Below are 23,321 nucleotides of genomic sequence, written 5' to 3' on the forward strand. Positions count from 1 at the left end.
CATTTTTGTATAAATACTAATAATCTACAGATAATTTAAAGCCTAATTGTAACTTGATTTACTGGGTTCAGCTTAGTTTTCCAGCTTTAATAAATTGGTTATTTAAATCTAAAAGTCTATTAACAACCCAATTCTTCGAGGACAGCCTGATAGTTTTCTTGAACTTGATCCAGTCCAACCACCACTTCTTGACGAGTTTCATTATTCTTCACAGTGACTTGGCCGCTTTCGATTTCACTTTCGCCTAAAGTAATGATGGTCTTGGCTCTGAAAGCATCTGCTGACTTGAATTGTGCCTTAAGCTTGCGGTCCAAATAGTCTCGCTCGGCCGCAAATCCTTGATTCCGGAGAGTTTGCACCAATTCCAAAGCGCTGCGATTGGCAGCTTCACCCAAAACAGCAATATAGGCATCCAAGCCTGTCTCAAGTGGCAGAGCTGCTCTCTGTTTTTCTAAAATCAAGAGGAGACGCTCCATTCCCATACCAAAACCAAAGGCAGGGGTTTCTGGCCCACCGAAATAGTCAACCAAGCCATCATAACGGCCACCCGCACAGATAGTCAGTTCGCTACCTGCCACATCAGTCGTAAACTCAAAAATCGTGTGATTGTAGTAGTCCAGTCCGCGTACCATATTGGTGTTAATGACATAGGGAACATCCAAAGACTCTAGCATTGAGCGGACAGCCGCAAAATGCTCCTGGCTCTCCTCGTCCAGAAAGTCCAAAATCGAAGGAGCCTGCGCAACGGCTGCCTTATCTTCTTTTTCCTTCGAATCCAGCACCCGCAGCGGATTTTCCTCCAAACGACGCTGACTATCCTTAGAAAGACTGTCTTTCAGCGGAGTCAAATAATCAATCAGGGCCTGACGATAGGCACCTCGACTTGCTGCATTGCCCAAACTATTCAGCTGCAGCGTCACCTGCCCAATTCCAATTTCCTTGAAGAATTGAGCCGCCATAACAATCGTTTCTGCATCTGTCGCTGGATTTTCAGAGCCGAAGCACTCCACCCCGATTTGGTGAAATTCGCGCAAGCGACCAGCCTGAGGCCGCTCATAGCGGAACATAGAGCCCATATAATAAAGCTTAACTGGCTTTTGAACCTCTGGCGCAAAGAGCTTGTTTTCGACATAAGAACGAACGACTGGCGCAGTTCCTTCTGGCCGTAGCGTAATATGACGGTCCCCTTTATCGTAGAAATCATACATTTCCTTGGTCACGATGTCTGTCGTATCTCCAACAGAACGACTGATGACCTCATAGTGCTCAAAAATCGGTGTCCGAATTTCCGCATAGTTGTATTTTTTAAACGTCTTACGAGCAAACTCCTCCAGATACTGCCATTTAGCAGATTCCTGAGGGAGGATATCCTGAGTTCCTTTAGGTTTTTGTAATTTCATTTTCTAATCCTCTGCAACTATATAATATCTATTATTTTACCATAAATCAGATGTTTTGAGGAGTTAGAGCAGAAAAATTCCCTCCGAGAGACTAAATCCGTTTTCATTCGCCAGAATTTCTTGAAAAATTGTCAGAATTATGAGAAAATAAGACCACCATTCTATAGAGAAAGAAGGATTGAAGATGAGAGACGATATCAAAATCAATGACCGAGCCGCAGCTATCCAAGAAGAATTAATTAAAAAACTCGAAACGATTTACGATCCAGAGGTCGAGCTTGATGTCTACAATCTCGGGCTCATCTATGAAATCAATCTTGACGAGACTGGCCACTGCAAGATTGTCATGACCTTCACAGACACAGCCTGCGACTGTACCGAGACCGTTCCTATTGAAATTGTCGAGTCCCTGAAGCAAATCGAGGGCATCGAAACGGTCTCCGTTGAAGTCACTTGGTCGCCCGCGTGGAAAATCACTCGTATCAGTCGCTTTGGACGGATTGCGCTAGGTATTAGTCCTAGATAAGAAGATAGAAATTCATCCAAATTAATAAACCCGCTAGAAAAACTAGCGGGTTCTTTTGTCATATATAGGCTATTTTTTACCTGTTTCTTCTGGCTTCCAGAAGTCGGTAACAGCACCTTTAGCAGCAGAGGATACCATATGGGCATATTTACCAAGTACACCGCGGCTATAAAGCGGTGGAATAGTTGTTTCTGCTTTACGTTTTTCAAGTTCTTCTTCAGAAACTGCCATGGAAATTTCCTTGGTGTCTTGGTCAACCGTGACCATATCGCCTGTGCGAAGGTAGGCAATCGGGCCACCATCCTGAGCTTCCGGAGCGATATGTCCGACAACGAGACCGTAGGTACCACCTGAGAAGCGACCGTCTGTCAAGAGAGCTACCTTATCTCCTTGGCCTTTCCCTACGATAATAGAAGAAAGTGACAGCATTTCTGGCATACCAGGGCCACCCTTTGGACCAACATAGCGAACCACGACAACATCGCCATCGACTACTTCATCAGCCAGCACCGCATCAATAGCAGCTTCTTCTGAGTCAAAAACCTTAGCAGGTCCGACGTGACGACGCACCTTGACACCTGATACCTTGGCAACCGCGCCATCTGGTGCTAGATTACCATGCAGGATAATCAATGGACCGTCCGCACGTTTTGGATTTTCAAGCGGCATAATGACCTTCTGACCTGGCGTCAAGTCAGCAAAGTCAGCCAAGTTTTCCGCCACCGTCTTACCTGTACAAGTGATGCGATCACCGTGCAGGAAACCGTTAGCCAAAAGATATTTCATAACGGCAGGCACACCACCGACATTGTATAGGTCTTGGAAGACATACTGGCCAGATGGTTTCAAATCCGCCAAATGCGGCACCCGCTCTTGAATAACATTGAAATCATCCAAAGTCAGCTCCACATTGGCCGCATGAGCAATGGCCAACAAGTGCAGAGTGGCATTGGTAGAGCCGCCCAAAGCCATGGTCACTGTGATCGCATCTTCGAAGGCTTCGCGAGTCAGAATGTCAGACGGCTTGAGCCCCATTTCCAGCATTCGGACAACTGCTCGGCCAGCTTCCACGATATCATCCTTCTTATCTTGAGATTCTGCTGGGTGAGAAGAAGAACCTGGCAAGCTCATACCTAGGACTTCAATAGCTGTCGCCATAGTATTAGCTGTGTACATACCGCCACAGCCACCAGGGCCAGGGCAAGCATTACACTCGATGCGGCGCACTTCCTCAGCAGTCAAATCGCCATGGTTCCACTTCCCGATACCTTCAAAGACAGAAACCAAGTCAATGTCTTTGCCATCCAGATTTCCAGGTGCAATGGTTCCTCCGTAAGCGAAAATAGCTGGGATATCCATATTGGCGATGGCAATCATGGAGCCAGGCATATTCTTATCACAGCCCCCGATAGCGACGAAGGCATCCACATTATGTCCGCCCATGGCAGCTTCGATGGAGTCTGCGATGATGTCGCGTGAAGTCAGAGAGAAGCGCATGCCCGGTGTCCCCATGGCAATCCCGTCTGCTACAGTAATCGTACCGAACTGAACAGGCCAAGCACCTTGTTCTTTTACTCCTTCCTTGGCTAGTTTACCAAAATCATGTAGGTGAATATTACAAGGCGTATTTTCTGCCCAAGTCGAAATCACTCCGACAATCGGAGTCTCAAAGTCCTTATCCGTCATCCCTGTCGCACGAAGCATGGCACGGTTAGGAGATTTGACCATACTATCATAAATCTTACTTCTGTGCCGTATATCTAATTTATCTGTCATGTCTTTCCCTTTCATTGTAGTCATCTTTGTGCTTTATTATACCACACTTATGCTCTGTTGGACAGAAGAAAATTTTTAAATTTTCAGAATATTGGAATAATAATCTAAAATATAGATGCAACGGCTAAAAAGCCTTACTATTGTCCAAAAGAAAATCAAAAATTTCTGTCAAGTAACTTTACTTTACAAAAAAGTTTTGTTATACTGTTAAAGTTGATGAAAATCATGAGATTGCATCGAATTACATTCTAAAAGGAGAAACAAACAATGGCAGTACCTGCACGTCGCACTTCAAAAGCGAAGAAAAACAAACGTCGTACACACTACAAAGTAACAGCTCCATCTGTAAACTTTGACGAAACTACTGGGGATTACTCACGTTCTCACCGCGTATCACTTAAAGGATACTACAAAGGACGTAAAATCGCTAAAGCTGCTGCAGCTGAATAATAGAAGGGAGATACCATGCGCGTAAATATTACACTTGAACACAAAGAATCTGGTGAACGCTTGTACCTTACTTCTAAAAACAAACGTAACACTCCAGACCGTCTTCAATTGAAGAAATACTCACCAAAACTTCGCAAACACGTTGTGTTTACAGAAGTGAAGTAAGCATTCAATACGAATCAATACAGAAGAAAGACGCTGATTTCAAGCGTTTTTTCTTTTTGTCAAATTCAGTACATCGCAATATAAATCAAGCGAATCACTACTTTTTTCACTACCTTTATTGAAATGAGAATATCGATTCGGACAATCAAAAGTAAGAGGAGCTTCATTACGAGGTTCCTCTTTTTTTATATGCTTGCTCCAATATCTATTTTATTATTTAACTATAATAAAATAGTACATGAATTAATGTATCCAGCTTTATTTAGCTCGATAAGCTGGAATCTGTTTACTTACGGTATTCCTCTACTTTAGATTCATACTTTTTTAAAAGTTCCCGTGAGTAAACTTTTTCATGTATCGAGCTTCTAACTTCTTTCCAGAGAATAGCCGCAACTTTTAACTTATTAGAATAACAATCGCTCAATTCATCTAAACAAAAGTCTTTTAGAAACTGATTCCATTGGCAAGCCGAACTATCATACTTGGCATAATCTGACTCACCATAATATATTTTAATCATATCTTGAATAGTGAATGTTATATCTTTATCCCTTTTTACTTTTCGCCAAGCCGTCGCCATATTAGCACTAAATTTAAAGGGACTAATGCCTGTTACAGCTGAAAAATAATCTCGAAATTTTTGGTTAAAAGAAAAACCACAGTTAAGTAACGGAGTCTCCAAGGTGATAACTTCGGCTTGACTTTTGTTTCCTTTACTCAAAAATTTTTCTATTTTATTTCCCTTAAAATACTGTTCGATAATATAGTTCAATTCTTGCTTCGTACATCTATACTCTAATCCAAGGGACTTACAAATTTTTGAAAGTTCTTCTCGATACCAGTAGTATCTATTAAATTCTTCAAATGATTTTATATCTCGAAAATCAGGTCTTTTTTCTCCCATATGCATACCTTAATAAATTCAAATTTGTCAGACAATCAATTGACTTGCTAACTTGTAAACCCGTCTTATCACTTTACTTTCTAAGTTCCAGCTATCAAGCTTAATTTTAATCAGCTAAAAATCTATCCGAAGTTTTTATGATATGTGCTGTTTCTTTGACGTCCAAATCATCTGTATACAGCAAATGATTTTTCTCAATATTTTTAACTAAGAACTCATTTCTTGACTGGATAGATAAATCGCCTGTTCTTTCAATTTCTTTTCTAGAAGAATCTCGATCTCTAAGCGTTTCTTCTTCTGCTAGCAAAACGCAGTATTTTAAGTTTATCTGTTTTGCCTTTAAGAATTCTGCGATTTTCTTCAGTTGTTCCTCAAATATGACGTATTCTATGATGACTGTAATGCCTCGGGCCATGAAATTATCGGTCAGACTGATGACATTATCCCAGAATAAATCCATGTAATAACCATCATCCTCCCAAGGAGCTACTAGGCCGCTTTTAATCATCAAGTAGATCATGTCGCCTTCTATCACCGCACTTTTGTCAAAAGAGTAGGCTAATTCTTTGCTGACCGTGCTTTTTCCAACGCCTGGAGGACCAGAAACAATATAAACACAATTTTCCAATTTATACCTCTATCAATTCTAACGATTCTGAGAATAACTTCTCATATTATATCATTATTTCGAAGATATTATTTCTATCGACTTCAAATCCTTCAAAAAAGAGGGCAAAGATGGATAAAATTCGGCGAAAAACTCTTATAAAATTCCAAGAAAACCCTTACTTTTAGAAATCTTCATTTTAATGCAATAAATTTTGACAGATGCTCTACTAGCCTTTATAATAGTATTATTACTAAAATTANGGAGAGTATGTCCATGCCAAATAATGATGAGAACAAAGGTATGTTTCGTAATTTTTTAGGTGGCTTTAAGCGTCTTATAAAAGGAGAAGAGGACGAATCATCCACTTCTGCGGTTCATAACAATGAAGTAAGTAACTCACAAGTCAATGTGAACCCAGAAGATAGAGAAAATTTCCTCATTGAGAAAGCTTTGGAATCGATCCAATACTACGACCGCTTGGATGTTATGAATATCGGTGGAGAAGAAGTAGACGAATCTCCAGCTGTAGAAAGCGAAACTAATCTGGAGCAGGAAAAAATGGCAGCGAAAAGCCAGGCAGCTAGCACGACAGAATCTGCTGAGACAAGCATTTCTTCAGATTCTATGAAAAAGAGGGGCTTGAAGAGCACAGCTGATTCAATATCTCTATCATTAAGTATAGAAAGTAAAAAGGCTTCTCGTAGTTTAGAAGTAACCGAATCACAGACACAAAGTTTGGAAGTTGGGCAATCTGACAGCAAGGAAACGGATACTTCTGCTAGCTTGTCAATTGCGCAAAGTCATGCCTTCGAGCAATCAATCCTTGAAGAAAATAGAGCGTCACTGAGCTTATCAATTTTTGAGTCAGTTTCTCAAAGCATGGCCGCTGAAGAGTCTCTCAGTGCGGACAACGAAGCATCGCTGAGCCTATCTGTAGCAGAGTCAGTTTCGCAAAGCATTGCCATCCAAGAATCGATTAGTGCGGAATTCGAAGCATCTACAAGCTTGTCTATCGCTGAATCTGTGTCTCAAAGTATCGCGATTCAAGAATCTATCAGCGCAGAAATCGAAGCGTCTACCAGCTTATCTATAGCAGAGTCTATTTCTCAGAGCGTTGCCATCCAAGAATCGATTAGTGCGGAATTCGAAGCATCTAACAGTCTATCTGTAGCAGAATCTATTTCGCGAAGTATTGCTATCCAAGAATCCATCAGCGCGGAAATCGAAGCGTCTATCAGCTTGTCCGTAGCCGAATCTATTTCGCAAAGCATCGCGATTCAAGAATCTATCAGCGCGGAATTGGAAACGTCGTTGAGCCTATCCGTTGCTGAGTCTATTTCTCAAAGCCTTGCTATCCAGGAATCCATTAGCGCAGAATTGGAAGCATCTACCAGCTTGTCCGTAGCCGAGTCTATTTCGCAAAGCATTGCTATCCAAGAATCTATCAGCGCGGAAATCGAAGCGTCTAAGAGCCTGTCTGTGGCGGAGTCTATTTCTCAAAGCATTGCTATCCAAGAATCTATCAGCGCAGAAATCGAAGCATCTACCAGCTTATCTATCGCTGAATCTGTATCTCAAAGCATTGCTATCCAAGAATCTATTAGTGCAGAATTGGAAGCATCGCTAAGCTTATCTGTAGCAGAGTCCGTTTCTCAAAGTATCGCGATTCAAGGATCAATCAGCGCGGAAATCGAAGCATCTAAGAGCCTGTCTGTGGCGGAATCGGTGTCACAAAGCATTGCTATCCAAGAATCAATCAGCGCAGAAATCGAAGCATCTACCAGCTTGTCCGTGGCGGAGTCTATATCTCAAAGCATCGCGATTCAAGAATCGATCAGCGCTGAAAGCGAAGCATCTACTAGTCTGTCGATAGCTGAATCTGTGTCTCAAAGCATCGCTATTGAAGAATCAATTAGTGCAGAGAGCGAAGCGTCTAACAGCTTGTCTGTAGAAGAGTCCCAAGTCTTAGATAGAGCTATTGAACAGTCTATTATGACGGAAAACGAAGTGTCTACGAGCTTATCTATCGTAGAGTCTGAAGCACTAAGTAAAGCGATCGAGTTATCAATTAGTGCAGAAAACGAAGCGTCTATCAGCCTGTCTGTAGCGGAATCCCAAGCCTTAAGTCGAGCAATTGAACAGTCTATCAGTGCTGAAAACGAGGCATCGCTAAGCCTATCTGTTACTGAAAATGAAATTCAAAGCATCGCTATTGAACAGTCTATCAGCTTGGAACAAGAACAATCCCTTAGCCTGTCTATCGCGGAATCACAAGCGAAAAGCGTAGCCGTAGAGCAGTCTATCAGCTTGGAACAAGAACAATCCCTTAGCCTGTCTATCGCGGAATCACAATCACAACATGCGGCGGTGGAACAATCCCGCAATCTGGAACAGGAATATTCATACAGTTTAGTAGCTGCGGAATCTAGAGCGAAAAGAGATACTATTGAGCAGTCTACCAGCTTGGAGCAAGAACAATCATTTAGTTTATCTACTGCAGAATCTAAAATCCTCAGCAGAGCTGTTGAACAATCAATCAGCGTCGAACAGGATCATTCATTCAGCATTTACCTTGCCCAATCTGAAGCCCAAAGTAAGATCATTGAGCAGTCTATCAGCTTAGAGCAAGAACAGTCACGCAGCCTGTCTATCGCGGAATCACAGTCACAAAGTATCGCTATTGAGCAATCAATGAGCGTGGAAAGAGAGCGTTCAATCAGTCTATCTATCGCTGAGTCACAATCACAAAGAATGATTATTGAACAATCAATCAGTGCAGAGAGAGCCCATTCGATCAGTCTGTCTGCTGCCGTATATCAATCGCAAAGCATGGCTTCTGAGTTTACTACTGTCACACAGAATCTATCAACCTTAGCCATGATTACTAAGAGACAGAAAAAATAAGCTCAGAACAAACAGCGAATGAATACTGAAAGGAACTAATATGATTAGAAATATTCTATCAAGTAATGGTAAAAGTCTAGGAATCACCGACATTCTACCCCAGTATGGTGAAGGCTATCGTCTCTCTGTCATGGACGGAACAGTTGATTATCGAACAATTCCCTTAGGAGCCTACGATCTATTCAAACAAGGCTATAGCAAACAGGATTATCTGGCAGACATTGAAAAAATTAAAACAATGGGCTTCAATACCTACCAGCTGTCCTTTTCATGGACTCGCCTCTTCCCAACTGGAGAAGAGCGGAGACCCGATGCTAAGGTCCTTGCTTTCTATGAGTCAATTATCGATGCACTGCTAGAGAATGACATCGAACCAATTGTAAGCCTATCTCATTTTGATTTTCCGCTTCATTTGTATGAAAAATACGGCGCATGGAAAAGTCGTCAAATGATTGCCATGTACGAAAAGTATTGCGAAGCCGTTTTGACCCACTTCAAAGAAAAAGTCACTTACTGGATTACCTTTAAAGAAATGAGCGCTCTGTCTTATTTGCCATTCTTAGGCGCTGGGCTACACTTTGACAGCACAGAAAACCAGGAACAACAAATTTGGCTGGCTGCCCACCATCAGCTAATCGCATCCGCAAATGTGGTTAAGCTCGGTCAAACCATCAATCCAACCTTCCAATTTGGTAGCTTGATTACCATCAATAGTGACTCCCACCAAGAAAATCACTCAGCTACCGATGCCTTGGGCCATGAGTTGAACAGACGTAAAAACTACATTTTTACAGATGTGCAGACCAAGGGCCACTATCCAAACCACTTCCTTCGCTACATTGAGCGAAATCAGCTGGATCTGGGCATTACGGAAGAAGATGTCTTCGCCTTAAGAGAAGGCATCGTGGACTTTGTTGCTTTCTCACATTATGCGGCGGAAAATATCCAAGATTTGTTTACCAACAAATATGTCCGCAAAAATGTAGAAACTTGCCTTGCACAACCTGTTCTTCTTCGGATTGCCATGTCTGAGCTATACGAGCGCTACCACAAGCCTCTGTTGGTCATTGAGACTTGTTCTGAGGTCTCTGACCACCAGCAATTAGCTAAGAACATTCAAGACAACGTTCAAGAAATTATTAAATCCGTTGAGATTGACGGGATTGAGTTGCTTGGCTACACGCCATTTAGCTGGAGCGATGTAAACATCTAGGATCCAGTCCCAAGTTCAAAACATAGAAAAAATCTCCCTAAGAAAGTGGATAGCCACTTGCGGGGAGATTTTTAATGTTTTAGAATAGAATCAAATCCTTACTCTTTTCCTTTGCTACCTCTAAAAATCCGATAGCTGGTCTCAGCGACAGGCAGGCCGATGATGGTGTGCATATCGCCTGTAATTGAGCGAATAAAGCGAGGATCCAGCTCCTGAAAACCATAAGCACCTGCCTTGTCTAGCGGACGCTTCTCATGCAGATAGGCCTCGATGATAGGCTCTAATTCTGGGTAATAATCTACAAAGTCCACCTGCGCCACGGTGTAAAAGACTTCTAGAAAATCCTGCATACGTAGGCAGACCGAGGTCACTACATGGTGGCTCTTGCCAAAGTAAGAGCGAAACATCCGACTGGCTTCACCTAAATCCTGTGGTTTATTGTAAATCTGACTATCCACCACGACGATGGTATCAGCCGAAATATAAAGAGTCTCAGTTTCCAAGTCCAAATCGGACTTGGCTTTGGAAATCTCGCAACAAATCTTGGCTGCCTTGGTCAGAAAATCCTGATCATCGATGCTTGCCATACAATGCTCTTCGATAGCTCGCTCGTCCACTTCTACAGCCTGAATCTCTGGATTCAAAAAGCTCAGCAATTCCTTGCGTCTGGGCGACGTAGATAGCAGGACAAAGCAGCGAATCTCTCCTTTTTCACCTTCCCTTTGGTAGTCAAAAACCGTCTTCATGATTGTCCTCCTGTGTCCTTTAATTGAAAGAGTTCTTCCACCCGCAAATCAAAAATCTGAGCGATTTTTAAAGCCATCTCTAGCGAGGGATTGTAACGATTATTTTCTAAGTGCAAGATCGTTTCGCGCCGCATTCCAATACGGTCAGCTAACTCCTGCTGGGTCATGCCTCTGGATTCACGGACAGATTTGAGATTGGTGATAATATTGCTTTCCTTGGCCATTTTTAACCCCTCTTTTCAAATAAAAAGAAGACAAATCCAAAGAGCAAAACCAAGATACCAATCATGATGAAAAATATTCCGGCATTGACTGTGATGGAACCTACATTAGCGCTAAGGCCTGCAAGTACCAGTAAAGTTGCTATACAAATGGCAAACATCAAAGTAGCTGCTTTTGCTAGATTGGCATAGAAACGCTCGTCTGCTCTCTCCTTGACCTTTTTCAAGGCAAAAAATAACAGAAAGAGAAACTGGATAGCGAGGAAGCCTCCCAAGGCAATGTACTTTATAAAGGGCGGATTGGTGCTCGGAGTCCACAACCAAATTCCGACAGTATAGATAGAAGTTGCCGTAAGCGTCAGTAGATTATAAAATTTCATGGTCAGATCATAGACCTGCTTTTCTTGAAACTCTTTCATCTTCTCAGGCCGTGGTTTCATGTGAAACCAAGACCAGATACTTACAAGCTGACCTATACTTACCAAACCGACAATCATCCACTTGGCTGACCAGCTAAGATTACTGGGAGCAAGGAAAACTGTAAAATCAATAAAGAGAGCGGTGGCGATCAACAAAATGAGACCACCCATTTTTTGACTTTTTTTCATGATAGACTCCTTTCGTAGTGTTAGAAATATTTAACACCTTTATGTTATAAATATATCACATAAAAGAATAAAAGACAAGCATTTATGTACTATTTGGGAATTTTTTATTTCCGCAAACAAAAGCCCCAGAATTTTTCTGGGGCTCTAAACTACTCTTTACCAATACAACATTCTTGGTGTTCTTGCAAGCTTTCATCGGTCTGAATGGTCACTTTGGAAATGCCATAAGCTAAAAGCTTTTGGCGTAGGACAATCTGCGTTTCAGGCAGCAAATTTGGGTTTTCCAAACAGATATGAAGCATGGCAAATTTTTCCAAGCCATCCGTCGTCCAGACATTGAGCTGGGTGATGGCTCGCACGTTTTCCAGCACTGCTAATTCCTGATAAAGCTGACCGAGGTCCACATCGCTGGGCACATGGTCTAGGAAAATCTGGATATTTTCCCAAAATTTTGGCAGAGCCTTACTGAGAATAAAGCCTGCGATGACAAGAGAAAGCAGCGGATCTAGGAAATACCAATCGGTGAAGCGCAAAATGAGGGATACGAGGATAACCGCTAGCCAGCCCAAAATATCCTCAAGAAAATGCAGGCTGAGAATGGATTCATTGTGGCTATGCCCATGACTGACCACTCGGCTGGCTACTGTATTGACGACGATGGCGACAATCCCCAAAATCAACATGCCATCATAATTTACCTTCTCAGGAGCAAATAGTTTAGGGACATTTTCCACGATTACCAAGGTTGAACCGACCAGCAAAATCACCGAAGTCAAGAGAGCACCCAGCAGGCTGTAGCGTTTATATCCTAGGGTATAGTTGCGGTCTTCTTTTCTAGTGGAAATCTTTTCAAAAAGAGTCGATAGACCAATAGCTAAAGCATCTCCCGTATCGTGAATTGCATCCGCTAAGACAGCGCTAGAATGAAAGAGAAGCCCAAAGATAAATTCAATAATAGCAAAAGAAAGGTTCAAGAGAAAGGCAATGGTCATATTTCTACTGGATTTCATGTCAACCTCCTTATTTATTTTCCTGAAAAAATACGATTTATGGTATAATCTAATCAATACCGAACACTCTGTTCAATTATATTATCCACTATTATCAGAAAGGAAACAAGAGCCAGTTCATGCCCTTTGTCTCTTAGCAGACAAAAAGCTCTTTTTGTACGGAATTTCCATGGATAGACGAGTAAAAAAATCACGCGCAGCTATTTACCAAGCCTTTATCAGCCTGCTCAATCAGAAAAGCTACGAAAGCATCACTGTTCAGGAAATCATTGATCTAGCAGATGTGGGCCGCTCCACCTTCTATAGCCACTTTGAGACCAAGGAAACCCTACTGGAGGAACTCTGCCAAGATCTCTTTCAGCATACCTTTATTGAGCGTTCTGAAGGACGCGATTTGTTTGAAGCGACAGCCCATATTTTCCATCACTTTCGGAAAAATCAGGATCGGATAGCCACCCTCCTCTTGGCTAAAAATACTTATTTCATCAACCGCTTGAAAATCGAGCTAGAGCGCTATCTCTTTCCCATGATTGAGCAGACATTATTGCAGAAAAAAAGTCATCTGCCGGACAACTTTTTAAAAAATTATGTGACATCAACTTTTGTGGATACGGTCAGCTGGTGGTTGCAGCAACGAAATCAGGTTGACGAAGACACGATTTCTCACTATTTTCTGGACTTGATGGACTAAGCCACAATTCGCCTATCATTTTCTAAAAAGATATGGTATAATCGTTCCTTGACGTACGAAAGGAGATTGACTATTTATGAAAAAAGAACACTCACCATTTTTAATTCCAGGTATAGTGATGATCGGGATAGCACTACGGGCTCCTTTTACTGTTTTGCCTATCGTTCTGACAGATATTGCAGAGGGGCTACAGGTCCCAGTTAGTTCCCTAGGCCTCTTGACTAGCCTGCCCTTGATCATGTTTGCCCTCTGCTCGGTCTTTGCTCCGCGCTTGGCGCAAAAGATGAGCTTGGAAAAACTGTTTGCTCTTGTGTTACTCGTGCTAACTCTAGGCTCACTGATTCGCGTGTTTAATCTTCCCTTACTCTATACGGGGACTATTATTTTAGGAGCAGCTATTGCTGTCTTAAACGTCCTTCTTCCGAGCTTGATTCAGGCCAATCAGCCGCATCGTGTCGGTCTTTTGACGACTCTTTATATCACATCAATGGGGCTGTCGATTACGATTCTGTCTGCTTTGGCTGTTCCCATCGTTCAAATGGGCTCTTGGCAAGGTCTCATTTGGATATCAACCTTGATTTGCTTTGTGATTCTTCTGGTTTGGCTACCCAATGTCAAATATAGCCATCGCTTGGCAGCTAAACAGCAAGGAAAGCAAGAGCAAGGAGCTCTTCTAAAAAATCCAAGAGTCTGGGCCTTAATTTTATTTGGTGGCTTACAGTCACTACTCTTTTATACCAGTATGACTTGGTTGCCAACCTTGGGACAACAAGCTGGCCTTTCTACTGATACGACCGGACTACTAGCAGCGGTCTTTTCTCTGATTAGCCTGCCCTTTTCGATGACAATTCCTAGCTTGACAGCGCGCTTGAAGGCTCGTCAACGTCTGATTATGATTAGCTTGGTTTCTGCGGCAGGTCTGATCGGCATTACCATGCTCTTGATTCGGACAGATGCCTTTGCTTACTGGCTGGTTCTTAATCTCCTCATTGGTATGTCTGTCAGCGCTCTCTTCCCCTATCTCATGGTGACCTTCTCCCTCAAGACCTCTACGCCTGCGCAAACGGCCCAATTATCCGGACTGGCTCAAACTGGAGGATATATCCTAGCCGCCTTCGGCCCTAGCCTCTTTGGCTACAGTTTTGATTTGTTCCATTCTTGGACACCAGCCATCCTCATCCTCCTCGGACTGACCGTTATCATGACCATGAGCCTCTTTTACATAGAAAAATTTGATAAGATTCTATAAAACTTCTGATTCTCCATCAGGAGTTTTTTACTGCCAAATTTCTTGTAATTTCCGAAATTCGCTTGAAATCATCTTTCCTCATCTTACTTGCTTGATTTTTTTGCTTATAACATAACTTTTAAACGACTTTTTTATATTCGACAAAATAACTTACATTTCATTATAAAAACTTGCATATGCTTATTAAATGAATTATAATGAACTTATAAAGTAGCAGAAAGGATGAAAAAGATGTATCAAGAGCAGCGGCTTTCAAAGATGCTGGAACTTTTAGAGGACAAAGGACAACTGGCAGCTAAGGACATGGTGGCTTATTTTCAGGTTTCTAAGGACACTATTCGCCGTGATTTCTCGATTTTGAGCGAGCGAAAACTGGTCCAGCGTACCCATGGCGGGATTATTCCTTTGGAAACTAGTCGGCAAATTCCTTCTTTCAACGATCGTGTAGGCCAACTAAACCAAGAAAAAAAGGCCATTGCTCACAAGGCTCTGGACTTTCTCAAACCCAATCAGGTCAATTTCTTTGATGTATCAACGGTGGTTCTCAAGCTGGCTCAGCAAGTTCAGCAACCGATGACGATTTTTTCTCATTCTTTGGATAATGCCATCATGCTGAGTGGTCAAGAGCAGGTTGCTTTCCATCTTTTAGGTGGAAAGTTCTATCCGAGAAATCGTTTTTACTACGCCCTCAATGAAGCCGAGTTGCTCAGAGAAATTTCTTTTGATCTAGCCTTTATCGGAGCTGCAGGTCTGAAAAATGGCCAAATCAGCTTTGAAGATCAGGAAGATGCCTATCTGAAGAAGCTAGCTCTCAAGCAGGCCAAGACAAAGATTCTGCTGGCCGAGCAGGCTAAAGTTAAGAAAGAATCAACCTATATTTTAGGAAATATCAGCGATTTTGACTACTGGATCACCGATCAAAAACCTAGCCCTGAGCTAGAAGCTCTTCTGGCTGGGAAAGTCACCATTATTTACTAGTTTCATTTTATAGCTTATGGAGGAAGAACCATGACCAAGCACGATATTCGTTTGATTATCAGCGACATTGACGGCACAATTCTCGATGACCAGCACCAAGTAGATCCGCAACTGAGGGAGCAGATTCCCTTGCTGAAAAAAGAAAACATCCCTTTTGTTCTAGCCTCTGCCCGCTCTCCTCTGGGCATGGAGCCAATTGCGCGTGAGCTGGGACTGGGGGATAATCCTCTAGCCTGCTACAATGGTGCACTAGTCATCAAGGGTGATCCGCAAAATTACGAGACCATTATCGAGCATCCATTGGATAAAAAAGAAATTCGCACTTTTCTGGAGTTGGTCAAAACTAAGTTTCCTAGTGTTTCCAGCAATCTCTACTCTGGCAAAGATTGGATTGCTGACCGTTTGGATAGGTGGGTACAAATTGAAGCTGAGATTACAGGTGAGCAGCCTTTTATTCAAAATGTTTTGCTGCCTGTTCTGGATGTGCTCATACCAGTCCATAAGTTGCTGTTGATTGATGAGGCAGCTGTTATCCAGCAACTCCATGCTTACTTACAAACAATGGATTTTCCAAATACAGCCTTCTACCTGTCCAAGGACAACTATTTGGAAGTCACACATAAAGAAGTGTCAAAAGAGCAGGCTCTTCTGGAAGTGGCCAAACACTACCAGATTCCGCTGGAGCAGGTCATGACAATTGGAGATAACTTCAATGACCTTCCGATGCTGCGGCTGGCTGGTCTGGGAGTCGCTATGGGCAATGCCCCTGAAGCAGTTAAAGCCGAGGGAACAGTCGTCACTAAAAGCAACAACCAACATGGGGTCGCCAAAGCTATTGAGGAATATGTTTTACTATAATGCAAAAAAATGGCTCTATAATTTCTGTAGTGGGTAAACCACTGTAAGAGTTATGAAGCCTCTTTTGTTGTAGAAAAAAAAGTCCCATAAGACTTATAATGAAAAGCGACCAAACTATCATTAGAAAGACTCTTATGGAACAGTTAAATTTTATCACAAACTTACTCGGAATAAAAGACCCTAACATCACTATCTTGAATGTTCTAGATGCTGGAACTCATAAAGAAATCATCGCTAAGCTAGATTATTCTGCTCCTGAATGCTCCCACTGTCAAGGACAAATGGCTAAATATGACTTCCAGAAAGAATCCAAAATCCCCTATCTAGAGTGTGCGGGATACAAAACGCTAATTCGGTTAAAGAAACGAAGTTTTCGTTGTAAATTCTGCAGGAAAATGGCTGTCGCAGAAACGTCATTAGTAAAAAAGAATCACCAAATCTCAACGATTATTAACCAGAAAATCATTCAAAAATTGATCGAGAAAGTCCCTATGACGGCTACCTCAGAGAGTCTATCTGTATCTACTTCGACAGTCATTCGTAAATTGAAAGAATTCAAGTTCAAGACTGACCTTAACTGCCTTCCAGAATACATGAGCTGGGATGTGGAAACAGTCAGGGAAGTGACTGTTTCAATCGGCAGATAGAGATGAGCTTCATTGCACAGGATTTCGATTCAAGAAAGATCCTAGCTATCTTAGACGGACGGACCCAAGCAACGATTCGCAATCACTTTCTCCGCTATCCCAGACAGGTCCGAAACCAAGTCAAAGTCATTACCATGGACATGTTTAGCCCCTACTACGATATTGCCAGAAAACTATTTTCAAACGCTAAAATTGTCCTCGACCGCTTTCACATTGTACAGCATCTCAATCGGACTATGGACCGCCTCCGCATCCAAATCATGAATCAGTTTGATAGGAAATCACACGAATATAAAGCACTCAAACGCTACTGGAAACTCATTCAACAGGATAGTCGGAAACTAAGTCACAAACGATTTTATCGTCCAACTTTTCGGTTGCACTTGACCAATAGAGAGATTCTAGAGAAGCTACTTTCTTACTCTCCAGAACTCCGAGAACACTATGAACTCTACCAACTCTTGCTTTTTCATTTTCAAGAGAAACAGGCTGATCATTTCTTTGATCTCATTGAAGATATCATTTCTTGTGTAAATCCCATCTTTCTAACTGTTTTTAAGACCTTTTTGAAAGATAAGGACAAAATCCTGAACGCACTGGAACTTCCCTACTCAAATGTAAAACTAGAAGCTACGAATAACCTCATCAAAATCATCAAGCGCAATGCTTTGGCTTTCGGAACTTTGACAATTTTAAAACTAGAATTCTCATCGCTTTGAACATCAAAAAGGAGAGAACCAATTTGGTCCTCTCTAGGTTGTAACTTTTCAACAACCCACTACAGTTGACAAAGAGCCAAAATAATCACTGTTAATAATATTCTTCAGTTAAAGACATATAGAACATTATCACTGTGCACTATTTCATGATTTTACCACTATTCAAGCCTTTCATAAAGACCAATTCAACTAATGTAATTTTATAAAATAGAACGATTAGTTTTTATACTTTGCTTTTGTCAACCAAAAAGTAATTAGAATAGAAAATACACTTGATCCAATAATAGCAAGAATAATCCAAAACTGATTATTTTCTGGTGAGATGGCAATCGTCTTAGATTCCTTTTTAACTTCAATTGGTTGAGACAAGAAATTCATAACATTTTGATTCGTTATGCCGCCATTTCGAGCATTCTTCATCAATTCTTTAAAGTTATTTGAATAAAGCCGATTCTCTTGAATAACTGTTGCTTCATTTACAATTAATTCATTTGTTGTAGATGCTGTTTTATCAATATTCTCTTTTACAGCCTGAACTTGACTTAAAAGATGTTCAAATTGTGGTTTAATTGTTCCAAGCGCTTCATGATTTTTAGAAGTCTCTTTAGCGCTATTTTGAGTAGTAGTCACTAGAGCCTCAATTGAAGTATAAATTTGATTTGAAGCTTTCTCACTATTTTCCAACGCTACTCCATTAGCAGTTTCCTTATTAACTATGTTTGTGGACTGTTTCGTCTGAAGATCCTTCCAGCTTTGATATTCAGATTCAAGAGAGCCTTTGGCGTTAGTATACCAATCTGACAAAGCAGTTAATCTATCCTTAAAATAGTTATTGGGAAGGTATAAGTTTTCATCTTTATCTTCAGATGCCCCTAGCTTAGGCATGTCTGTCAAACTTTTTTCTTGTTTAGAAATGGTTAAATCAATCTCTTCTAATAATTTCTTACCAGATTCTTTGAAACTCTCAACTTGCGTATCAAGTAATTGACTGGCAATATCGTTGCGACTAATATTCCCATACATTGAGTAAACTGAGGTTGAATCAGGAGAAGCGATATTGACTGTCATATTTCCTAAATTACTAGGTACTCCATAGATTGCCTGCACCATAGAAGAAGCTCGTTCAATTCTCCCTAAATATTGTAAAATCGTCTTCAAATCTTTTTTGACAAGCTCATATTCTTCCTCCTTGTTACTTACATATATAGTTTTAGTAATCGGAATTTTAGTATCACCAATGTGTAAAGTAAAGGAGATGGTATTCTCACCATATTTAGGCGTAAAACTATAAGATATCCTTAACTGATGAGGAGCTGCATCACTAATTTCTTGTGCTCCCCCATCTAAAGTCAGAGATAAGTCAGAAGTATTAGTAGCAATATCTGTAATAAAGACTTGTGCCTTTGGAGTTTCATACTGTACTGTGCCACTTGTTGAAGAAGCTACGGTTTGTCCACTAACAGAGTTTGTTGTAACTGCAGTGCCACTGCTTGCCCCTGAAGCTGTCTGAGATGAGCCGCTAGGAGCTACAGAGGAACTACTTCCAGGTGTTACTGCGGGAGAAGAGGTTTTAATTGTTGGTTGAGGAAGTTGCACCGTGATTGGAATATCACCATTTTTTTGTATCAACTGATCATTTGTTACCTTTACAAATTCGAATGCAGGTGCTTGATTTGTTGTTGCACCATTAATTCGAGCATAATCTGCTAGTAGGCTCATCTGAGCTTTATATGTATTTATTTCGGCATCTGATAATGCATTTATAGTCTTAAGCTTATCAAATAAAGGTTCGTAGCTAGCAGGATCAATATTCGTTCCAGCTAACTCATTATCAATCATATTGGTAAACTCTTTTGGTAAATTATTCTTTCTCAAACTATTATCAATCTGATTAGCTAAGACTTTTTTAGCCTGTGCTATTAAAAATTTATCATCATTTAGTTTATCCTTAGGAAGTTCCTGACCAAAATAGTTATTAGATATGGTTTTCCGCTCTTCTTTAAGCTCTGTGACTCTCTCTTCTAATTCTTTTTTTCTAGCTTCAATATTATTTTTGTAATCACCCACTGTACGATTGTAGTCTTTTACAAGATTAGCAAGCTTATCAAGTTCTGATTCCGATTTCGATTCTTCATTCAATTTCAAGTCCGTTGAATTGTCAAGTGACACAGATAGAGGGCCTAGTTTATTCAGATCTTCTAAAATTTTCTGATTAAATATACTAGCTTGTATATCACTTTCCTTCTGTTGTGCCTTTAATATTTCAAGCATTTCCGAAATGTTCTTTGCATCTACCTCCTTTTTGGCATCAAAGTGACTTTTCACTTCTGTCACTTGCTTATTTAAGTCTGTTCCAGTGGTATCTAGCAGCGATACAACCGAATCAGAAAACTGCTTTTGGGCTTCTTCAAATGAATTATTGTTCTTTTGCAAAGATGTAGTAAAATCTGCAACTCCTACAATAGATTGCATAGCATCGCTTGAATAAGGATAAATAGTCTGAGAAATTTTTGTATATGCACCTGATTGCTCGTTAACAACGTTCTCAACATTTCTTTTGGCATCATCTAGATTATTGATAACGCTAGAGAAATACATTTTAATGACATTCTGATTAATCAGATTGAGATATTCTCCAACTTTAAGCTCAACATTTTTTGCCTTGGCTGAATCTAAATTAGATTTTGTTTTGTACGTAATCTTAGCTTTGCTTGGGTTAAAACTTTCTAATTGAACAATTTTTTCAGAAAACTGCTGCTCAATATAAACAATAACATCTATCGACCCATCTTCAAATCGATTTTCAGCAATATTTCTTGACATAACAGTCCATTGATTGGTCGAATCTTTGGACAAGAGGGTCGTAAAATCGCTTCCGAAGTTATAGCTCTCTCCTTGTAGCTTTCCTCCCATATCTTCGTTAACCAAAGCAATGTTTAGTTTGCGATCATTCACTTTATTAGTTACTGAAACTTCTTGATTTTTAAAATGAATAAAGGTGATTGATGAAACTGTCAACAAGCTAATAAATAAGCTGACAGCAATTATGACTTTTTTCATATTATTCTCCTTTAAATTATACTCTTCTAGTATAGCAATATTAGCATGTTTTTTCAAATACTTATTATCAATTACTTACAAATAATTAACGATCTAAGCGCATTTTATCAGTCTATAAGAAATCCCAAGAGAAAACTCTCGGGATTCCTACTCTATTTTTTAAACTCTTCTACTGTAAATCTGTCATAAGAAATCTTACCAACTTCTTCGTCATAGCGAGACAGAAACTCCTGAAACCGACGGTCAATATAGCCAATAAACAGCACTTCATCTATATCTTCTTTATTGAAAAAGATAATATTTTGATTCACTAAGCCAAGTGGCAGAGTGACAGCTCCAAAGTCAAAATAACCTTGCGTCCCATTTTTTTCTGTAACTGGGCACTGATTGACAATCATAAACGGCTCTGCGCCTTCCTTTACTCGGACAACACTCCCAATCGGTAAAGCAGTACGTTTTGACATTATTCTACTCCTTCTAAATACTTCTTCGCTTCCTGAACATAGAAAAGCTCAAGATTTTCACCAGAGATGCTTTCAAATAGACTACGTGCACGAGGTTCATCGCCTTTTAACTGAGCGTTAAGCGCACCGTAGTAAGCAAACATAATTCGAGACAGTTTGTTTTGAGGTGCTGTTGTATCAAAATAATCATTCACTTCCTGATTGAACACAATATCCTTGATTGCCTCTGCTTGAGAAACCAAGGTTCCTTTAGTATTCTTCCAATCAGATGCTTTCAATAATTTTTCTTCAAAGTGGACTATTGCCCTTTGGTCCTGTAAATGAATAGAGATGAGAAGTTGATAATATGATTGACTCAATACGTAGCTAGGTCTATATTTTAAAGCTATGTTTGTAAGATCAATATTTGATAAATATGATTGTGCTAATAAAAAATTCCCCTTTAAAACAGATATCTCACCGTTTACAAACTCAAAACTAGTTATATATAGCTTCTTGTCCGTCCTACGAGAATGTTCTGCTGCATATTCATAGAATAACTGATATTTCTTTAGGTCAATATCTACTTCTTTCCAATATTTTATTACATTACCTATTAACCTTTTCAAAAAATAGGCATTGAATAAAAATAGCACAGATAAAAATAAGAGGATACGAACTGCAACTATACTTTGTTTTATTAATAACAAGAAGCCTATACTAGCCAAAAATACTGATAATACTGCTGAAAATATTGATATTCTATCAAGAAGCAAAAAGTTTATTTTGATATCATTATTTGCCAACTTCTCGGTTAGTTTTTTCATTTTCTTTCTCCATATTCTGAGTATCGTCATTAGATAATGTGGCAAGACTTGCTATTACAGCTGCAGCCGCTCCCAGAGCTACCTCAGCTGGCGCAAAAAGAACGCCTAACGTTACCACTGTAGCAAAAGCCACACCATAAAACACTACTTCTACATTCTCTGCCACCCACTCAAGCGCATTTCCCATATGATCCACATTCCTCTGTCCAATTTCATCAGTGACTGTCAATGTAGCGAAGTCCTGCTTCACTGTGGCTGTCTCCTTTACATAAGAAACTCGATAGCCATCTTCAGCCTTGTTTCCAACCTCAAAAGAGTGGTTCTTATAACCAAAAGTCATTGATAAACTAGGGTTAAGGTCATTAAAGTCTGAGCCTAACTTGCCTGAGGTATTAAAGCCACTGCTTAAATAAAAATCTCCAAATGCGACTTTGTTACTGTACTCATAATCATACTTGCCTTGAAAAATATCAGTCGTCAAGCCGCCAAAAGCCATATCACCAGTAACACTAGTCTTCCCATTCTTGTATTTTCCCTTAAAAGTGATAACAGAATCCTTTTTAGTTTGCGCCGTAAAACTAATTTTACTCTTAAAATATTGAACCCCTGTGTCATAAACAGTAATTTCTTTCTCAAAAGTAACCTGATGACCTTCAAGAAAGCGAATCAACTCTTTCGGCTTCTTACCGCCATTAGAATATGAAACCAAAGAGATTGAACGACCAAGTGTGTACCTCTAGTAATCACTTGATCCATCTTTCATCATTATAGCCAAAAAGAAGCATTTTTTCTAGCTTTCTTTTGTGTCAACCAAAAAATCCTGAGAGGAGTCTCAGGATTTTTCATCAGCTAGCTCGAACACCTACTAGTATATCAGTATACAAGACCCCATTGATCTTGCTCGAAATATAAAAAATTGGTGTACATTCTTCTAGCTCATTGTCAATTAATAAATTAGTTAAACCATAGAGCGCCTTATCAAAATCAACAGCTTCCTCACCAGTCACTCGTGCTCCCACCATTCGTGGAACTAGAAAATAACTGTTATAGGCAGTCCCCTCTAGTAATTCATCGTCTCCTAGATAATCCTCATAAACTGGAAGATAAACTGTAATGTTGTAAGTACCATCTTCTAATTCTCCTACATGGGGACAAGAATAAAAGGGATTACTCTTAGGAGTGTAACCCGCAGCTACGGCTGTATTAAGCATATCTTGAAAGGCAACTGAAATTTCATCACCAACAATATTGTAATCTACACTTAAGACATTACTTAACATTAAAAATTGATTGGTACCGTATGTAATATCTGCCAT

Annotated in this window: 22 protein-coding genes and 1 pseudogene; 10 read left to right on the top strand and 13 right to left on the bottom strand. The window is 40.3% G+C overall.

Translation table 11 applies throughout. The features are described from left to right. Positions 1-119: 119 nt before the first annotated feature. Entirely contained in the window at positions 120-1,400 is a 1,281-nt protein-coding gene (gene hisS / locus D8872_RS03435) for a histidine--tRNA ligase (protein WP_125389948.1), read from the bottom strand. A gap of 184 nt (positions 1,401-1,584) precedes the next feature. On the opposite strand from hisS, the gene D8872_RS03440 reads away from it, so the two are divergent. Continuing rightward, the gene (locus D8872_RS03440) at positions 1,585-1,926 is read left to right on the top strand and encodes a metal-sulfur cluster assembly factor (protein WP_005591447.1); all 342 of its coding nucleotides are present in this window, start codon (positions 1,585-1,587) and stop codon (positions 1,924-1,926) included. Positions 1,927-1,995: 69 nt separating this feature from the next. Here D8872_RS03440 and ilvD read toward each other — a convergent pair whose 3' ends face one another. Further along, positions 1,996-3,717: a dihydroxy-acid dehydratase gene (gene ilvD / locus D8872_RS03445; RefSeq protein ID WP_376739488.1), complete on the bottom strand. Its 1,722-nt coding sequence runs from the start codon at positions 3,715-3,717 to the stop codon at positions 1,996-1,998. A 252-nt stretch (positions 3,718-3,969) separates the two neighbouring features. Between ilvD and rpmF the strand changes: the two genes are divergently transcribed. Next, on the top strand, positions 3,970-4,152 hold the full coding sequence (rpmF, locus tag D8872_RS03450) for a 50S ribosomal protein L32 (protein ID WP_000290416.1): 183 nt from the start codon (positions 3,970-3,972) through the stop codon (positions 4,150-4,152). 15 nt (positions 4,153-4,167) lie between these two features. Continuing rightward, positions 4,168-4,317 carry a 50S ribosomal protein L33 gene (rpmG, locus tag D8872_RS03455; protein ID WP_001265622.1) on the top strand — a complete coding sequence of 50 codons (150 nt, stop codon included), beginning with the start codon at positions 4,168-4,170 and terminating at the stop codon, positions 4,315-4,317. Between the two features lie 286 nt (positions 4,318-4,603). Here rpmG and D8872_RS03460 read toward each other — a convergent pair whose 3' ends face one another. Then, positions 4,604-5,221: an SAP domain-containing protein gene (locus D8872_RS03460; protein ID WP_125389949.1), complete on the bottom strand. Its 618-nt coding sequence runs from the start codon at positions 5,219-5,221 to the stop codon at positions 4,604-4,606. A gap of 106 nt (positions 5,222-5,327) precedes the next feature. Then, positions 5,328-5,849 (bottom strand): AAA family ATPase, encoded by a 522-nt coding sequence (locus tag D8872_RS03470; RefSeq protein ID WP_125389950.1) that lies wholly within the window; start codon positions 5,847-5,849, stop codon positions 5,328-5,330. A 255-nt stretch (positions 5,850-6,104) separates the two neighbouring features. Between D8872_RS03470 and D8872_RS03475 the strand changes: the two genes are divergently transcribed. Both D8872_RS03475 and D8872_RS03480 read left to right on the top strand, forming a co-directional pair. Beyond that, positions 6,105-8,735 carry a serine-rich family protein gene (locus D8872_RS03475; protein WP_125389951.1) on the top strand — a complete coding sequence of 877 codons (2,631 nt, stop codon included), beginning with the start codon at positions 6,105-6,107 and terminating at the stop codon, positions 8,733-8,735. A 40-nt stretch (positions 8,736-8,775) separates the two neighbouring features. Then, entirely contained in the window at positions 8,776-9,948 is a 1,173-nt protein-coding gene (locus D8872_RS03480) for a family 1 glycosylhydrolase (protein ID WP_125389952.1), read from the top strand. 98 nt (positions 9,949-10,046) lie between these two features. Here D8872_RS03480 and D8872_RS03485 read toward each other — a convergent pair whose 3' ends face one another. From D8872_RS03485 to D8872_RS03500, 4 genes are all read right to left on the bottom strand, one after another. After that, positions 10,047-10,694, bottom strand: a complete 648-nt coding sequence (locus D8872_RS03485) for a Maf family protein (protein WP_125389953.1) — start codon at positions 10,692-10,694, stop codon at positions 10,047-10,049. Then, complete coding sequence (locus D8872_RS03490; RefSeq protein ID WP_125389954.1) at positions 10,691-10,918, bottom strand: helix-turn-helix transcriptional regulator; 228 nt, start codon at positions 10,916-10,918, stop codon at positions 10,691-10,693. Before D8872_RS03490 ends, D8872_RS03485 begins: the two co-directional genes overlap by 4 nt. A 2-nt stretch (positions 10,919-10,920) precedes the next feature. Then, a complete protein-coding gene (locus D8872_RS03495; RefSeq protein ID WP_125389955.1) occupies positions 10,921-11,523 on the bottom strand; it encodes a DUF3796 domain-containing protein in 603 nt (200 codons plus the stop codon). Positions 11,524-11,672: 149 nt separating this feature from the next. Beyond that, on the bottom strand, positions 11,673-12,533 hold the full coding sequence (locus tag D8872_RS03500) for a cation diffusion facilitator family transporter (RefSeq protein ID WP_125389956.1): 861 nt from the start codon (positions 12,531-12,533) through the stop codon (positions 11,673-11,675). Positions 12,534-12,702: 169 nt separating this feature from the next. Here D8872_RS03500 and D8872_RS03505 point away from each other — a divergent pair, with 169 nt between their 5' ends. The 5 genes and pseudogenes from D8872_RS03505 to D8872_RS03525 all read left to right on the top strand — a co-directional run bounded on the left by D8872_RS03505 (position 12,703) and on the right by D8872_RS03525 (position 17,719). Continuing rightward, positions 12,703-13,224: a TetR/AcrR family transcriptional regulator gene (locus D8872_RS03505; RefSeq protein ID WP_125389957.1), complete on the top strand. Its 522-nt coding sequence runs from the start codon at positions 12,703-12,705 to the stop codon at positions 13,222-13,224. Positions 13,225-13,300: 76 nt separating this feature from the next. After that, the gene (locus tag D8872_RS03510) at positions 13,301-14,473 is read left to right on the top strand and encodes a CynX/NimT family MFS transporter (protein ID WP_125389958.1); all 1,173 of its coding nucleotides are present in this window, start codon (positions 13,301-13,303) and stop codon (positions 14,471-14,473) included. A 231-nt stretch (positions 14,474-14,704) separates the two neighbouring features. Continuing rightward, a complete protein-coding gene (locus D8872_RS03515) occupies positions 14,705-15,451 on the top strand; it encodes a DeoR/GlpR family DNA-binding transcription regulator (protein WP_125390039.1) in 747 nt (248 codons plus the stop codon). A 30-nt stretch (positions 15,452-15,481) separates the two neighbouring features. Beyond that, positions 15,482-16,309, top strand: a complete 828-nt coding sequence (locus D8872_RS03520) for a Cof-type HAD-IIB family hydrolase (protein ID WP_125389959.1) — start codon at positions 15,482-15,484, stop codon at positions 16,307-16,309. Positions 16,310-16,443: 134 nt separating this feature from the next. Beyond that, positions 16,444-17,719 (top strand): annotated as a pseudogene (locus tag D8872_RS03525) (ISL3 family transposase). A gap of 172 nt (positions 17,720-17,891) precedes the next feature. On the opposite strand, the gene esaA reads toward D8872_RS03525, so the two are convergent. The 5 genes from esaA to D8872_RS03550 form a co-directional block, all read right to left on the bottom strand. Then, positions 17,892-20,735 carry a type VII secretion protein EsaA gene (esaA, locus tag D8872_RS03530; RefSeq protein ID WP_125389960.1) on the bottom strand — a complete coding sequence of 948 codons (2,844 nt, stop codon included), beginning with the start codon at positions 20,733-20,735 and terminating at the stop codon, positions 17,892-17,894. Between the two features lie 152 nt (positions 20,736-20,887). After that, positions 20,888-21,199 carry a DUF4176 domain-containing protein gene (locus D8872_RS03535; RefSeq protein ID WP_125389961.1) on the bottom strand — a complete coding sequence of 104 codons (312 nt, stop codon included), beginning with the start codon at positions 21,197-21,199 and terminating at the stop codon, positions 20,888-20,890. Further along, a complete protein-coding gene (locus D8872_RS03540) occupies positions 21,199-22,005 on the bottom strand; it encodes a hypothetical protein (RefSeq protein WP_260471666.1) in 807 nt (268 codons plus the stop codon). Before D8872_RS03540 ends, D8872_RS03535 begins: the two co-directional genes overlap by 1 nt. Next, positions 21,974-22,675: a hypothetical protein gene (locus D8872_RS03545; RefSeq protein WP_185761380.1), complete on the bottom strand. Its 702-nt coding sequence runs from the start codon at positions 22,673-22,675 to the stop codon at positions 21,974-21,976. The genes D8872_RS03540 and D8872_RS03545 overlap by 32 nt, the downstream gene beginning before the upstream one ends. A gap of 175 nt (positions 22,676-22,850) precedes the next feature. Continuing rightward, complete coding sequence (locus D8872_RS03550) at positions 22,851-23,321, bottom strand: DUF5085 family protein (protein WP_125389963.1); 471 nt, start codon at positions 23,319-23,321, stop codon at positions 22,851-22,853.

The organism is Streptococcus cristatus (assembly GCF_003943815.1).
Taxonomy (GTDB): domain Bacteria; phylum Bacillota; class Bacilli; order Lactobacillales; family Streptococcaceae; genus Streptococcus; species Streptococcus cristatus_F.

What these genes read in the sequence shown, in the direction of transcription:
- D8872_RS03520 (WP_125389959.1), top strand. Translation starts at nt 15,482, where the DNA reads ATGACCAAGCACGATATTCGTTTGATTATCAGCGACATTGACGGCACA.
- D8872_RS03540 (WP_260471666.1), bottom strand. Translation starts at nt 22,005, where the DNA reads ATGAAAAAACTAACCGAGAAGTTGGCAAATAATGATATCAAAATAAAC.
- rpmG (WP_001265622.1), top strand. Translation starts at nt 4,168, where the DNA reads ATGCGCGTAAATATTACACTTGAACACAAAGAATCTGGTGAACGCTTG.
- esaA (WP_125389960.1), bottom strand. Translation starts at nt 20,735, where the DNA reads ATGAAAAAAGTCATAATTGCTGTCAGCTTATTTATTAGCTTGTTGACA.
- D8872_RS03535 (WP_125389961.1), bottom strand. Translation starts at nt 21,199, where the DNA reads ATGTCAAAACGTACTGCTTTACCGATTGGGAGTGTTGTCCGAGTAAAG.
- ilvD (WP_376739488.1), bottom strand. Translation starts at nt 3,717, where the DNA reads ATGAAAGGGAAAGACATGACAGATAAATTAGATATACGGCACAGAAGT.
- D8872_RS03495 (WP_125389955.1), bottom strand. Translation starts at nt 11,523, where the DNA reads ATGAAAAAAAGTCAAAAAATGGGTGGTCTCATTTTGTTGATCGCCACC.
- D8872_RS03510 (WP_125389958.1), top strand. Translation starts at nt 13,301, where the DNA reads ATGAAAAAAGAACACTCACCATTTTTAATTCCAGGTATAGTGATGATC.
- D8872_RS03515 (WP_125390039.1), top strand. Translation starts at nt 14,705, where the DNA reads ATGTATCAAGAGCAGCGGCTTTCAAAGATGCTGGAACTTTTAGAGGAC.
- D8872_RS03485 (WP_125389953.1), bottom strand. Translation starts at nt 10,694, where the DNA reads ATGAAGACGGTTTTTGACTACCAAAGGGAAGGTGAAAAAGGAGAGATT.
- D8872_RS03550 (WP_125389963.1), bottom strand. Translation starts at nt 23,321, where the DNA reads ATGGCAGATATTACATACGGTACCAATCAATTTTTAATGTTAAGTAAT.
- D8872_RS03500 (WP_125389956.1), bottom strand. Translation starts at nt 12,533, where the DNA reads ATGAAATCCAGTAGAAATATGACCATTGCCTTTCTCTTGAACCTTTCT.
- D8872_RS03490 (WP_125389954.1), bottom strand. Translation starts at nt 10,918, where the DNA reads ATGGCCAAGGAAAGCAATATTATCACCAATCTCAAATCTGTCCGTGAA.
- D8872_RS03475 (WP_125389951.1), top strand. Translation starts at nt 6,105, where the DNA reads ATGCCAAATAATGATGAGAACAAAGGTATGTTTCGTAATTTTTTAGGT.
- D8872_RS03505 (WP_125389957.1), top strand. Translation starts at nt 12,703, where the DNA reads ATGGATAGACGAGTAAAAAAATCACGCGCAGCTATTTACCAAGCCTTT.
- rpmF (WP_000290416.1), top strand. Translation starts at nt 3,970, where the DNA reads ATGGCAGTACCTGCACGTCGCACTTCAAAAGCGAAGAAAAACAAACGT.
- D8872_RS03440 (WP_005591447.1), top strand. Translation starts at nt 1,585, where the DNA reads ATGAGAGACGATATCAAAATCAATGACCGAGCCGCAGCTATCCAAGAA.
- D8872_RS03460 (WP_125389949.1), bottom strand. Translation starts at nt 5,221, where the DNA reads ATGGGAGAAAAAAGACCTGATTTTCGAGATATAAAATCATTTGAAGAA.
- hisS (WP_125389948.1), bottom strand. Translation starts at nt 1,400, where the DNA reads ATGAAATTACAAAAACCTAAAGGAACTCAGGATATCCTCCCTCAGGAA.
- D8872_RS03480 (WP_125389952.1), top strand. Translation starts at nt 8,776, where the DNA reads ATGATTAGAAATATTCTATCAAGTAATGGTAAAAGTCTAGGAATCACC.